The 13,321-nt window shown below is 71.2% G+C and carries 14 protein-coding genes and 1 tRNA gene; 13 read left to right on the top strand and 2 right to left on the bottom strand.

Going from position 1 to position 13,321, the window contains the following annotated elements; genetic code table 11:
- Positions 1-302 precede the first annotated feature (302 nt).
- From ACFU53_RS15015 to ACFU53_RS14965, 11 genes are all read left to right on the top strand, one after another.
- Positions 303-2,453 (top strand): ATP-binding protein, encoded by a 2,151-nt coding sequence (locus tag ACFU53_RS15015; protein WP_383991127.1) that lies wholly within the window; start codon positions 303-305, stop codon positions 2,451-2,453.
- Between the two features lie 80 nt (positions 2,454-2,533).
- Positions 2,534-2,965: a roadblock/LC7 domain-containing protein gene (locus ACFU53_RS15010; protein ID WP_383991124.1), complete on the top strand. Its 432-nt coding sequence runs from the start codon at positions 2,534-2,536 to the stop codon at positions 2,963-2,965.
- A 2-nt stretch (positions 2,966-2,967) separates the two neighbouring features.
- Positions 2,968-3,339 (top strand): DUF742 domain-containing protein, encoded by a 372-nt coding sequence (locus ACFU53_RS15005; protein WP_383991141.1) that lies wholly within the window; start codon positions 2,968-2,970, stop codon positions 3,337-3,339.
- Positions 3,317-3,916, top strand: a complete 600-nt coding sequence (locus tag ACFU53_RS15000) for an ATP/GTP-binding protein (RefSeq protein WP_033529557.1) — start codon at positions 3,317-3,319, stop codon at positions 3,914-3,916. The genes ACFU53_RS15005 and ACFU53_RS15000 overlap by 23 nt, the downstream gene beginning before the upstream one ends.
- A complete protein-coding gene (locus tag ACFU53_RS14995; protein WP_383991121.1) occupies positions 3,913-4,470 on the top strand; it encodes a GAF domain-containing protein in 558 nt (185 codons plus the stop codon). The genes ACFU53_RS15000 and ACFU53_RS14995 overlap by 4 nt, the downstream gene beginning before the upstream one ends.
- Positions 4,471-4,667: 197 nt before the next feature.
- Positions 4,668-5,696, top strand: a complete 1,029-nt coding sequence (tdh, locus tag ACFU53_RS14990) for an L-threonine 3-dehydrogenase (protein ID WP_383991118.1) — start codon at positions 4,668-4,670, stop codon at positions 5,694-5,696.
- 56 nt (positions 5,697-5,752) lie between these two features.
- The gene (locus ACFU53_RS14985) at positions 5,753-6,952 is read left to right on the top strand and encodes a glycine C-acetyltransferase (RefSeq protein ID WP_383991115.1); all 1,200 of its coding nucleotides are present in this window, start codon (positions 5,753-5,755) and stop codon (positions 6,950-6,952) included.
- Between the two features lie 46 nt (positions 6,953-6,998).
- Positions 6,999-7,898, top strand: coding sequence for a LysR family transcriptional regulator (locus ACFU53_RS14980; RefSeq protein WP_383991112.1), 900 nt, complete (start codon positions 6,999-7,001; stop codon positions 7,896-7,898).
- Positions 7,899-7,965: 67 nt separating this feature from the next.
- Positions 7,966-8,550: a helix-turn-helix domain-containing protein gene (locus ACFU53_RS14975; protein WP_383991109.1), complete on the top strand. Its 585-nt coding sequence runs from the start codon at positions 7,966-7,968 to the stop codon at positions 8,548-8,550.
- A 68-nt stretch (positions 8,551-8,618) separates the two neighbouring features.
- Positions 8,619-9,146, top strand: coding sequence for a GNAT family N-acetyltransferase (locus ACFU53_RS14970; RefSeq protein ID WP_383991138.1), 528 nt, complete (start codon positions 8,619-8,621; stop codon positions 9,144-9,146).
- Positions 9,147-9,228: 82 nt separating this feature from the next.
- Positions 9,229-9,588, top strand: coding sequence for an MmcQ/YjbR family DNA-binding protein (locus ACFU53_RS14965; protein ID WP_383991107.1), 360 nt, complete (start codon positions 9,229-9,231; stop codon positions 9,586-9,588).
- A 33-nt stretch (positions 9,589-9,621) separates the two neighbouring features.
- Here ACFU53_RS14965 and ACFU53_RS14960 read toward each other — a convergent pair whose 3' ends face one another.
- Entirely contained in the window at positions 9,622-10,527 is a 906-nt protein-coding gene (locus ACFU53_RS14960; RefSeq protein ID WP_383991104.1) for a transketolase family protein, read from the bottom strand.
- A 41-nt stretch (positions 10,528-10,568) separates the two neighbouring features.
- Positions 10,569-11,219, bottom strand: a complete 651-nt coding sequence (locus tag ACFU53_RS14955; protein ID WP_383991136.1) for a transketolase — start codon at positions 11,217-11,219, stop codon at positions 10,569-10,571.
- Positions 11,220-11,422: 203 nt separating this feature from the next.
- Here ACFU53_RS14955 and ACFU53_RS14950 point away from each other — a divergent pair.
- Together ACFU53_RS14950 and ACFU53_RS14945 are read left to right on the top strand one after the other, a co-directional pair.
- A tRNA-Pro gene (locus tag ACFU53_RS14950) sits at positions 11,423-11,496 on the top strand.
- A 514-nt stretch (positions 11,497-12,010) separates the two neighbouring features.
- Positions 12,011-13,321, top strand: a complete 1,311-nt coding sequence (locus ACFU53_RS14945) for an ABC transporter substrate-binding protein (protein WP_383991101.1) — start codon at positions 12,011-12,013, stop codon at positions 13,319-13,321.

Genomic DNA, 13,321 nt, shown 5'->3' with positions numbered 1-13,321 from the left:
GTCTGTTCTCGACCTGTTCCGACCAGCTCTGATCGAAATCCAGGCGCAGAAAGAATTCGACAGGAACAAGCGTCCGAAGAATTATCGGACTGTCGCGCGAGCCTCATACCAGAGCGGGACGCATTACGGAGGTCTTTGTCAACTGCGCACCGCACATGACGCGTTGGCGACTACTGTGAGTTGCCGTCGGACGACGCTGGGCCGAATTCTTCGACTCTCGCGACCGACATGCGGTGGCGCATGCCCAAGTCGCCCGGACGCGGCACCCCCCACGCCCCAGACGGACCAGTACGAGGACGCTGATGTCTCACCTTCGCGCACCGGCCGCACGCGCAGACCGCCGTGAAGGCGGGCGGCACGGGCGATCGGCCACCCGCACCGTCCCCTCGCTGCCCGAGATCCACATACGGCCACAGCTGGTGCGCCTCGCGGTCCTGCCCCCCACCGCGGTCGCCCTCAGCGCCTGCGCCGCAGTGCTCTTCACCTTCCGCGCCGGCGGCGCCCGCCCCAGCCTCACCCTGTGGGCGGTCCTCGCCGGAGCCGCCGCAGTGGCCCTCGTCGGCATCGCCATCGCCGCCGTGGCCGCCGGCCGCACCGCCAAGTGCGTACACGAACGCCTGGGCGCCCTGCGCCAGGTCAGCACCAAGAGCGAGGACGACCTGCGCGCCCTCGTCGACGCGCTCCGGCGCGGCGACCAGCCGCCCGCGCGCGGGCCCCGCGCCAAGCCCGCCGCGGACGCCGACGACTTCGAACTGCTCACCGACGACCTGGCCCGCGCCCACGACAGCGCCGTCACCGCCGTCGTCCAGGCCTCCCAGCTCTCCAGCCACGCGGGCAGCGAACAGAAGCTCGAAGTCTTCGTGAACCTGGCGCGCCGGCTGCAGTCGCTGGTGCAGCGCGAGATCTCCATCCTGGACGACCTGGAGAACGAGATCGAGGACCCCGACCTCCTCAAGGGCCTCTTCCACGTCGACCACCTCGCCACCCGCATCCGCCGCCACGCCGAGAACCTCGCCGTCCTCGGCGGCGCCGTCTCCCGCCGTCAGTGGAGCAACCCCGTCTCCATGACCGAGGTGTTGCGCTCCGCGATCGCCGAGGTCGAGCAGTACTCCCGGGTCAAGCTGGTCCCCCCGGTCGACGGCACCCTGCGCGGGCACGCCGTCGCCGACGTCATCCACCTCCTCGCCGAACTCGTCGAGAACGCCACGGTGTTCTCCGCCCCGCACACCCAGGTCCTGCTCCGCGCCGACCTCGTCACCTCCGGGCTCGCCGTCGAGGTCGAGGACCGGGGCCTCGGCATGCCCGTCGCCGAGCAGAACAAGATGAACGCCCTGCTCGCCGACCCCGACCAGGTCAACGTCGCCAGCCTCCTCCAGGACGGACGCATCGGCCTCTTCGTCGTCTCCCAACTGGCCCGGCGCCACGGCATCCAGGTCCGCCTCCAGGCCAACATCTACGGCGGCGTCCAGGCCGCGTTCGTCATCCCCCAGGGCCTGCTCGGCAGCGACCCGGGCGACCTGCCGCAGACCCGGCCCCACACCGAGCAGAACACCGGCGTACGCCGCCCCGACGGGCCCCGCCACGCACAGCCCGCCGCTCCTCAGGGAGCGTTCGCACCCGGCCCCGCAGACCGTCCGGCGACCGACAGGCCCGGCCGGCCCGCAACCGGCCGGACCGGCCGCCCGGCACCCGCGCAGCCCGCGCGCCCCGAGCCCGGCCACCGCTCCGCCCCGAGCCCGCCCCGTGCCTCCGTGCCCCGGCAGCAGGGCCCCGGCCGGGGCAGCGGCCGGCAGGGGCCGGGCAGAGGCAGCGGCGGCCCGCCCCCGCTGCCGGTGCGCGGTGCCCGGGACGAGCGGCCCAACCCGGCCGAGGCCGCGCCCGGCGTCCGTCCCGACGACCGGCGGACCGTCGCCGAGAACAGCGGCACACCTCCGACCCCACGCGTCGGCGGCGCCGTACGCGGCACCATGGGCAAGCCGCAACTGCCCCGCCGCCGCGCCCAGCAGCACATCGTGCCCCAGCTCCGCGGCGGCCCCGCACCCGCGCCCCGCCAGGACCCCGGCCACTACATCGGCCACGACCCCGGGCTGATGGCCGCCTTCCAGCGCGGCATCGGACTCGCCGAGGCCCGCCAGATGGAGAGCTCCGACTGGGACACCTCCACGCTGGACACGGCCGCCGCGGACCTGACGCCCCCCGCCCCCGACGCCGCGTCCCGCATCGACACGGGACAGCTGAACACGGGCTACCCGGCCCCGACTTCACACGGCGCCACGGGCCGTACGGACGCACTCCACATGGAGCCGGCCCCCATGGACGCGCCGCACAAGGACGCCACCCAGCCCCTGGGCGGACAGCCCAGGGGCATCGCCCCCACAGCCGTACCGCCGTCGGCCCTCGACGCGGCACACGACCTCACGCCCCGGCAGGACGGGAGCACACCGGCCGGATGACCACGCCCCTCACCACCCCCACCACGGTCCCCACCCCCTGCGCTCCCGCAGACCAACGCACCCCAAGGAGTCGATCCACCATGGCGAGCGATGCGCCGACCGGCCATGTATCCGATCTCGACTGGCTGATGAGCGGCCTCGTCCAGCGCGTACCGCACACCACGAGCGCGGTGCTGCTCTCCTGCGACGGGCTCGTGAAGTCGGTCCACGGCCTCGATCCGGACAGTGCCGACCACATGGCGGCCCTGGCCTCCGGCCTGTACTCCCTCGGACGCAGCGCGGGCGTCCGCTTCGGCGACGGCGGCGACGTCCGCCAGGTCGTCGTCGAACTCGACTCGACCCTGCTGTTCGTCTCCACCGCGGGCTCCGGCACCTGCCTCGCCGTGCTCGCCGGACGCGAGGCCGACGCGGCGGTCCTCGGCTACGAGATGGCGATGCTCGTCAAGAGCGTCCGCCCGTATCTGGTCACCCAGCCCCGTCAAGCCGTCGGACCCTCCGCGATGAGGCCTTGAACGTGCCCGCGGCCGGCGACGGACCTCTGTACGACGACGCCGCCGGGCGTCTGGTACGCCCCTACACCGTCATCAACGGCCGGACCCGGCCGACCACCGCGCTCGATCTCCTCTCACAGGTGATGGCCACCGGGGCGACCCCCCTCGGCTATCTCGGCCCCGAGCACGCAACTGCACTCGACCTGTGCCGGGCACCCGTCTCGGTCGCCGAGGTCGCCGCTCACCTCACGCTGCCGGCGGCGGTCACCAAGGTGCTGCTGTCCGACCTCGTCGACTGCGGGGCCCTCACCACCAAGCCCCCGGTTTTCCACCACAACCCGACAGACCGGTCTCTTCTGGAGGCAGTGCTCGATGGACTACGACGACAGCTCTGACCCCTTCCCCACCGCACTGAAGATCTTGGTGGCGGGAGGGTTCGGGGTCGGCAAGACGACCTTCGTCGGCGCGGTGAGTGAGATCGCGCCGCTGAGCACGGAGGAACTCCTCACCACAGTGAGCGCCGCCACCGACAATCTCGACGGCATCGAGAACAAGGTCGAGACGACCGTCGCGATGGACTTCGGCCGCATCACACTCGATCCGCGACATGTGCTCTATCTGTTCGGCACCCCCGGACAGCAGCGGTTCTGGTTCATGTGGGACGAACTCTCCGAAGGGGCCCTCGGCGCGGTCATCCTCGCCGACACCCGCCGCCTGGAGGACTGCTTCGCCGCCGTCGACTTCTTCGAGCAGCGAGGCCTCGGCTTCATCGTCGCCATCAACGAGTTCGACGGCTCCTTCCGCTACGACGCCGACGAGGTGCGCGCCGCCCTCGACCTCGACCCGGAGATCCCCGTCGTCTGCTGCGACGCCCGCATCTCCAGCTCGGGCGTCCAGACCCTGCTCACCCTCGTACGGCATCTCCTCGCCCACACCCCGGCCCAGCTCCCGAGCCACGGAGCCCACACGTGACGTACGACCCGCCGCGTCCGGTCGGCCGGCTGCTGCTCACCCCCGAGGACCGGGACGCCCCCGAGCGGGTGGAGCGGCTGCGGCTGCTGGGGCTCGGCGAGTACGCCGAACCGGCCTTCGACGCCTTCGCGGACTGCCTCGCCGAGGTCGCCTCGGTGCCGTACGCGATGGTCAACTTCATCGACGAGAACCGGCAGTTCTTCGCCGGTCTGCATGTGTCGGCGGAGCCCACCGCGGACACCACGGTGCTCGGGGTGGATCGTCACCTCGCCCGTGACCACGGCTTCTGCCCCTATGTGGTGGTCCGCCGCAAGGGTCTCGTCCTCGAAGACGTGCGCGAATACCCGAAGTTCGCCGGGAACCCCGTCGTCGACGACCACGGCATCCGCTCCTACCTCGGCGCCCCGCTGCTCGACCGCACGGGCGTCGCCCTCGGCACGGTCTGCGTCCTCGACGTCCAGCCGCGCCCCTGGGGCAGGGCCGGCCTGGAGACCATCAAGTCGATGGCCGCGGAACTGGCCGCCCGGATCGAGGCGCGGGAGGCCTTCCCGTGACACGGGAAGCGGCCGGCACATCATGGCGGATCGTGGCCCGGCGGGGTGTGAAGGAAAGCTGCGGCGGAGGTTAAGAAAACCTCGATGGACCCGGGGCGCCGCCGTACGGCAGATTGATCGGCGATCCCACCCCTCTCCCCGGTACGGGTCTGTTCGCCATGCCCGGCGCCGGGGGCGCACCCACAGGAGCCGTAGCGTTGAAGGCGCTGGTCAAGGAGAAGGCGGAACCCGGGCTGTGGCTCGTCGACGTCCCGGAGCCCGAGTTCGGCCCCGGCGACGTACTGATCAAGGTCCTGCGGACCGGGATCTGCGGCACCGACCTGCACATCCGGTCCTGGGACGGCTGGGCCCAACAGGCCATCCGTACACCGCTCGTGGCCGGCCACGAGTTCGTCGGCGAGGTCGTGGAGACCGGCCGTGACGTCACCGACATCCAGGCCGGCGACCGGGTCAGCGGCGAGGGCCACCTCGTGTGCGGCAAGTGCCGCAACTGTCTCGCCGGCCGCCGTCACCTGTGCCGCGCCACCGTCGGTCTCGGGGTCGGACGCGACGGCGCCTTCGCGGAGTACGTGGCCCTGCCCGCGACCAACGTCTGGGTGCACCGCGTCCCCGTCGATCTGGACGTCGCGGCCATCTTCGACCCGTTCGGCAACGCCGTGCACACCGCATTGTCCTTCCCGCTGATCGGCGAGGACGTCCTGATCACCGGCGCGGGCCCCATCGGCCTGATGGCCGCCGCCGTCGCCAAGCACGCCGGTGCCCGCCACGTCGTGGTCACGGACGTCAGCGAGGACCGACTGGAACTGGCCCGCAAGATCGGGGTCAGCCTCGCGCTCGACGTGGGGGAGTCGGCCATCGCCGACGGGCAGCGGATCCTCGGCCTGCGCGAGGGCTTCGACATCGGCCTGGAGATGTCCGGCAACCCCTTGGCGATGCGGGACATGATCGCCAACATGACACACGGCGGCCGGATCGCCATGCTCGGGCTGCCGTCCGAGGAGTTCGCCGTCGACTGGTCCCGGATCGTCACCTCCATGATCACCATCAAGGGCATCTACGGCCGCGAGATGTACGAGACCTGGTACGCGATGTCGGTCCTCCTGGAAGGCGGCCTCGACCTCGCCCCCGTGATCACCGGCCGCTACGGCTACCGCGACCACGAGGCGGCGTTCGCGGATGCCGCGAGCGGCACGGGCGGCAAGGTCATCCTGGACTGGACCGCGTAACCGGCCGAGCGACCAGCGCAACTCCCCTTCCGCGTATGCCCTTTAGGAGCTTCCTGATGTTCGACTCCGTGCGCGACGACCTCCGCACCACCCTCGACGAGATCCGCGCCGCCGGCCTGCACAAGCCCGAGCGGGTCATCGGCACCCCGCAGTCCGCGACCGTCGCCGTCACCGCCGGCGGCCGCCCCGGCGAGGTCCTCAACTTCTGCGCGAACAACTACCTCGGCCTCGCCGACCACCCCGAGGTGATCGCCGCCGCCCACGAGGCCCTCGACCGCTGGGGCTACGGCATGGCCTCCGTCCGCTTCATCTGCGGCACGCAGGAGGTGCACAAGGAGCTGGAGGCGCGGCTGTCGGCGTTCCTCGGCCAGGAGGACACGATCCTGTACTCCTCCTGCTTCGACGCCAACGGCGGCGTCTTCGAGACCCTGCTCGGCCCCGAGGACGCGGTGATCTCCGACGCCCTCAACCACGCCTCGATCATCGACGGCATCCGCCTGTGCAAGGCCCGCCGCTTCCGGTACGCCAACCGCGATCTGGCCGACCTGGAACGGCAGTTGAAGGAAGCCACGGAGGGCGGCGCCCGCCGGAAGCTGATCGTGACCGACGGCGTCTTCTCCATGGACGGCTATCTGGCCCCGCTCCGTGAGATCTGCGACCTCGCCGACCGCCACGACGCCATGGTCATGGTCGACGACTCCCACGCCGTCGGCTTCACCGGCCCCGGCGGCCGTGGCACCCCCGAGCTGCACGGCGTCATGGACCGCGTCGACATCATCACCGGCACCCTCGGCAAGGCCCTCGGCGGCGCTTCCGGCGGTTACGTGGCCGCCCGCGCCGAGATCGTCGCCCTGCTGCGCCAGCGCTCCCGCCCGTACCTCTTCTCGAACACGCTCGCCCCGGTGATCGCGGCGGCCTCCCTGAAGGTGCTCGACCTCCTGGAGTCGGCCGACGACCTGCGCGTCCGCCTCGCCGAGAACACCGTGCTGTTCCGCAGCCGGATGACCGAGGAGGGCTTCGACATCCTCCCCGGCGACCACCCCATCGCCCCCGTCATGATCGGCGACGCGGCGAAGGCGGGCCGCCTGGCGGAGCTGCTCCTGGAGCGCGGTGTGTACGTGATCGGCTTCTCCTACCCGGTCGTCCCGCAGGGCCAGGCACGCATCCGCGTCCAGCTCTCCGCCGCGCACTCGACGGCGGACGTCAACCGGGCGGTGGACGCGTTCGTGGCGGCGCGGGCCGTGCTGGAGGCCTGAGCGGAGCGGTTCAGGGGGAAAGCGCGCATTTGAGAGAATCGGTCTCATGATCGAAGCGCGGCGGCTCCACATCCTTCGTGCGGTGGCCGACCACCGCACGGTGACGGCGGCTGCCGCCGCGCTGTACCTCACCCCGTCCGCCGTCTCCCAGCAGCTGACCGCACTGGAACAGGAGACGGGCCACCGCCTGGTCGAGCGCGGCGCGAAGGGCGTACGGCTGACCCCGGCCGGCGAGATCCTGCTCGGCCACACCAACGCGGTCCTCGCCCAGCTGGAGCAGGCGGCGGCGGAACTGGCCGCGTACAGCTCGGGCGCGGCCGGCACCGTCACGGTCGCCTCCTTCGCCACCGGCATCGCCCAGGTCGTCGCGCCCGCGCTGGCCCGCCTCGCCGAGTCCGCGCCCGGCATCCGCATCCGCGTCCAGGACGCCGAGGGCGACGCCAGCCTCCCGATGGTCCTGGACCGCCAGGTCGACATCGCCGTCGCCGTCGAGTACCGGGGCGCCCCGGCCGCGGACGACCCCCGCCTCACCCATGTCGCCCTGTACGCCGAGCCCTTCGACGCGGTCGTGCCCGTCAGCCACCGCCTCGCCGGCACGGCCGAGGTGCCGCTCGCCGACCTGGCCAAGGACCCCTGGATCGGCCCCTACCCCGGCAACCCCTGCCACGACGTGGTCGTCCTCGCCTGCGAGAACGCCGGCTTCCAGCCCCGCCTCGAACACTCCTCCGACGACTTCCGCGCTGTCGTCGCCCTCGCCTCCGCCGACGCGGGCGTCGCCCTCGTACCCCGCTCGGCGCTGCGCGGCATGGACCTCACGGGCGTGGTCGTGCGCCCCGTCGACGGAGTGGCCCCCACGCGTCGCGTCTTCGCCGCCGTACGCCGTGGCGCGGAGGGGCATCCGCTGATCCGGCCGGTGCTGGAGGCGCTGGGAGAGGCGGCGGAGTGAGACGGCGCACAGCGTAGGGAGCGTGTGTCGTATGCGGTTGTCTCGCATTCGGGATATTATCCCGAATATGGGAAGCGTCGAGGAAGTGACGGTACTTGACCCCGTAGACCTCCGTCTGGCCGCTCGTCTGGCCGAGCTGCGGGCCGAACACGCTTGGTCCCTGGGGGAGTTGGCGGACCGTAGCGGTGTGAGCCGCTCGACCCTCTCCCGGGCCGAGCGCGCGGAGACCAGCCCCACGGCGGCGCTCCTGAACCGCCTCTGTCATGTGTACGGCCGGACGATGTCCCAGCTGCTCAGTGAGGTCGAGTCCGAGCCCGTCTCCGTCGTGCGCGCGGGGGAGCAGGCCGTATGGAAGGACAGGGCCGCCGGATTCGTACGGCGTTCCGTGTCGCCGTCGGCGGACGGGTTGCGCGGTGAACTCGTCGAGGGACGGCTCGCGGCGGGCGCGGACATCGCCTACGACGGGCCGTCCGTGCCCGGCCTCGAACAGCACATCTGGGTCCTGGACGGCACCCTCCATGTCACCGACCGGGACGTCGAGCACCGGTTGACCGCCGGGGACTGTCTGCGGATGCGGGTGTGGGGGGCGACGCGGTTCCGGTGCCCGGGACCCGAGGGCGTGCGGTACGCGCTGGTGGTGGTGAAGCCGTGAGTGAGCCGGTGACTGATCCCGCGTTCGACTTCGAGTCCGTGACCGGGTCCTCGCCTGCGTCCGGGCCTGTGATCTTCCGGCCCGACGGCCCACAACTCCGTTCCTCAATAGAGGAGTTGGCGGATCTGTTGGTCGACACCGTGAACGGCGGTGCCTCGATCGGATTCCTCGCGCCGCTCGACCGGGCGGCGGCCGTCGCCTGGTGGCAGGAACGCGTCGAGGCGGCGTCGGCCGGCGGGCTGGCCGTGTGGGTCGCCTGTGACGGTGACCGGGTGGTCGGCACGGTCGGTCTCGTCTTCCCGGACAAGCCCAACAGCCGCCACCGGGCGGAGCTCGTCAAGCTGATGGTCCACCGGCAGGGCCGTGGACAGGGCCTGGGCCGGGCGCTCCTCGCGACAGCCGAACGGGCCGCCGTCGACGCGGGCGCCACCCTGCTCCACCTGGACACCGAGACGGACAGCCCGGCCGAGCGCCTCTACGACAGGGCGGGCTGGACCCGGATCGGAACGATCCCGGACTACGCGGCGGACCCGCGCGGGACGCTGCGGCCGACGTCGATCTACTACAAGCAGGTGGGGGCCGGCGCCTCCGCATAGACGTGTCGCTCGGCGTCGTCGGCATGGTTAGGCACCGGCTCCCACCGGGTGATTGTCAGTGGTGACCGCTACGGTGCGTCTCATGCCGGATGCCGAAGACGTACGACGTGCCGCCCTCTCCCTGCCGGACACCACGGAGAAGGTCGCCTGGAACATGCCCACCTTCCGGGTGGCGGGGAAGATGTTCGCGACCTTGCCGGAGGACGAGACGTCCATGGCCGTGCGCTGCCCGAAGGAGGAGCGCGACGAGTTGGTCCTCGCCGAGCCCGACAAGTTCTGGATCGCCGACCACGAGGCAGGGTTCGCGTGGGTGAGGGTGCGGCTCTCCGCCCTGGAGGACGAGCCCGAGCTGCGCGACATCCTCGCCGACTCCTGGCGCCAGGCGGCCCCGACCGGACTCCTCGGCGCCCACCCGGAGTTGGGGCTCCCAGCGGCCGACTGACGCGCCGGTCGGCCGCCTTGGGGGCACGGTCGGCTACCACAGGAACCCGGCGATCCGCTCCTGCAGCGAGGCCGCATCCAACCCGTGCGCGGCCACATGCTCCTCGATCTGCCCGTACCGCCGCAGCTCCCCCCGTCCCACCCCCAGTCCGAGCACCCGGTGCGGCACATGGGCGAGGGCGTCGCTCGCGGCGGCCGTCGAGGTACCCGCCAGGTACGGCTCGACGAGAACGACATCCGTGCCCGCCGATTCGGTGGCCCGGCGCAGCGCGGCCGAGTCGAAGGGGCGGACGGTGGTCGCGTACAGCACGGTCACGTCGAGCCCGTCCGTGGCCGCGAGGACGGAGTCGAGCATCGGCCCGACGGCGACGACGACCCCGCGGTGCCCCTCGCGCACGGTGCTGAACCGCTGCCCGTCCACGGCCAGCGCCCGCCCGTTGGACTGCGCGGACAGCCGTACGTAGACCTTGTCGTCCTTGCCCTCGCCGACGCCGACCGCGTGCCGGAGCAGGGTCTCGGCCTCGTCGGGATGCCCCGGCACGTGCACCGTCCAGCCGTCGAGCGTGTCGAGCAGGGCCACGTCACCGGGTGCCATGTGGGTGTAGCCGCCTGCGGGCCAGTCGAAGGAGGCGGCGGCGCTGACCAGCACCGCGCCCACGTCCTGGTGCCCCAGATCCAGCTTCACCTGCTCGAAGGGCCGCTCCACCAGGAAGCTTGCGAAGGTGTGCAGCACGGGCCGCATTCCGGCCAGCGCCAGGCCCGCACCCGCGCCGACCAGCAACTGCTCCCGGATGCCGACGTTGATCACCCGGTCCGGATGCCTGCGCATCGCTTCCGCGAAGCCGTCCTTGCCGATCTCGGCGAGGACCACCGCGACCCGGGGATCCTCGTCGAGCAGCCGGGAGACGACGGGGGCGAGACGGTCACGCATGGTGTCCATGAAGTCTCTGTCCTTTCAGCGGGGTTGAGGGAACTCGGGGCTCAGGCGTTCTTCGGCTCGACACGGGCCACCACGACACGCGGCCGGCCCGGATGCGGCGCGGTGAAGGCGGCGTACAGCGCCTCGTGATTCCGCCCGTCCACGGTCTCGGCGGACCAGCCCGCCGCCTCGAACCGCGTGGCGATCCCGCCCGGCAGGGCATGGCTGGCGGAGGAGTTGTCGATCACGACGGTGTGCAGCCGGTCGAGCCCGGCCGGTCCGGCGTACGCGATCGCCTCGTGGTTGCTGCCCTCGTCCAGCTCCGCGTCCCCGATCAGCACCCACACCGCCGGGTCGAAGCGCCGCCGGGCCCGCAGCCCGAGCGCCGTCCCGACCGCGATCGGCAGCCCGTGCCCGAGCGACCCGCTGCCGATCTCCGCGCCCGGCACCAGCACCCGGTCCGGGTGGTGGCCGAGCGGCGAGTCGTACGAGCCGAAGCCGGGCAGCCAGTCGGCCGGCACGAACCCCTTCGCCGCGAGGACCGCGTAGTACGCCATGGGTCCGTGCCCTTTCGACAACAGGAACCGGTCCCGCTCCAGGTCGTCCATCCGTCCCGGCGCCACCCGCAGCACCCGGTCGTAGAGCACCCACAACACGTCCAGCGTGGACGTGGCCGCCGGCCCGTGCTTCTCGGCCCCCGTCATCAGCCCCATCAGGCCGGGCAGATCCTCGAACCCGTATGTACGTTCCGCTGTCGCCGTCACACCGACGAGCCTGCAACCTCAACCAGACTTCAGGTCAAGCGGCAGCGGCGGAGACCCTCCCCCCTCGATAAACGAGTGCGCGACCACCGGCCCGAGTGCGGTATTGTTTCCGTGCACGTTCAGCCAGGGGAAACCCCAGGTCAGACGGGCAACGGGACGTGGCGCAGCTTGGTAGCGCACTTGACTGGGGGTCAAGGGGTCGCAGGTTCAAATCCTGTCGTCCCGACTTGCGAAGTAGCAGGTCGGAGGTCATTTCCGGTTGATCGGAAGTGGCCTCTTGGTCGTTCTGGGGGACCAGATGGAGACCGAGCGCCATGGCGCGGTTGTGTAACGCACCTTGACTCGGTCGGGTGCGTTACCGGGGCGATGGTCAAGCGTTCTGACTTGCGCGAACGTTTCCCTTGATGCCGCGTCTGGGCCGACATGCATGGCAGCGCCCAACTGGCGCCCCCATCGGGGTCGGTGGACTCTTCCATCCGTTCCACCAGCGGCGCGGGCCGGGCCACCGCCGGTCACCTGAGTGACACCCCGCGACCCACCGCCGGCCGCAGAGCAGTAGGGAGCAGCCGAAGACAACCGTCCCCCCTTCCGGGCCCACAGGTTCGCCCGGTCGATCCTTTATCGGGCTTTAAGGGGATATGTGCTTGATCTTGCTTTATGCGGTCTTTAGTGTTCGTCGGGAGGGAAACGCTGCGAGGTCCGAGTCCCGTGCCACCGTCCGGAAGCGAGGTGTGGAGCGCGTGCACGCGAGGTGCGGCTGCCGGCCCGTTTCGGGTCAGAAGGGACGTCCCGGAGGGACGCGATGGCTGCGGGCGTTCGCCGTACTGCCGTTGCTGGCGTCGGTGCTCGCCGCTTGTGGCAGTGACGAGGGTTCCGGTAGGCCCACCCTCAACTGGTACAACTTCCCGGACGACTCCGGTGCGCTCCAGAAGGCGGCCGACCGGTGCAGCCAGGCGTCGGGCGGCCGCTACAGGATCAGCTACAACAAGCTCCCGCGTGCCGCGGACGGCCAGCGCCAGCAGCTCGTCCGCAGGCTCGCCGCCGAGGACGACTCGCTCGACATCCTGGGCCTGGACGTCACCTGGGCGGCGGAGTTCGCCGAGGCACGCTGGATCCGGGAATGGACGGGGACGGCGAAGCGGCAGGCCGTCGAGGGGACCCTGCGCGTACCGCTGCAGACCTCGACCTGGAAAGGCAAGCTGTACGCCGTCCCGTACAACACCAACACCCAGCTCCTGTGGTACCGCAAGGACCTGGTGCCCACCCCACCCAGGACCTGGGCCGAGATGCTGGACATGGCCGAAGCCCTCGCCCGGCAGGGCAAACCGCACTTCGTGGAGATCCAGGGAGCCCAGTACGAGGGCCTGACCGTCTGGTTCAACACGCTGATCAACAGTGCGGGCGGCTCCATCCTCAACGCGAGCGCGACCGAGCCCTCCCTCGGTCCTCCTGCCGTGCGGGCCGCCGAAATCATGCGCGATCTGGCGAAGTCCCCGGCCGCGGACCCCTCCCTGCCCAACCAGATGGAGGACCAGAACCGCCTCTCCATGGAGTCGGGGGTGGCCGCGTTCGAGCTCAACTACCCGTTCGTCTATCCGTCGATGAAGGCGAACAACCCCGAGCTGTTCAAGGACTTCCGCTGGGCGCCGTACCCTCGCGTCGACGCGAACCGCCCCGCACGGCCCACCATCGGCGGCATCGATCTGGCGGTGAGCGCCTACTCGCGCCACCCCGACCTGGCCTTCGAGGCGGCGCTGTGCCTGCGCAACCGGGACAACCAGCTCACCGCCGCGCTCGAGGGCGGTCTGCCCCCCACCCTGCGCGCCCTGTACGACGAGCCCGCGTTCATGAAGGAGTACCCCTTTTCCAAGGAGGTGCTGGCGGCCCTGGAATCGGCGAGCGTGCGCCCGCTCACTCCGGCCTACCAGAACGTGTCGATCGCGGTCTCCCACACGCTGTCTCCACCGTCCGGGATCGAACCGGAAAGCTCCGTCGACACCATCAGGGAGCAGATCGACGATGCCCTGCGATCCGAGGGTGTGATCCCGTGA

The organism is Streptomyces sp. NPDC057474 (genome assembly GCF_042802555.1).
Lineage (GTDB): Bacteria > Actinomycetota > Actinomycetes > Streptomycetales > Streptomycetaceae > Streptomyces.
Note: the sequence above shows the minus strand (reverse complement) of the source record. Positions and strands in the feature narration are given on the sequence as shown.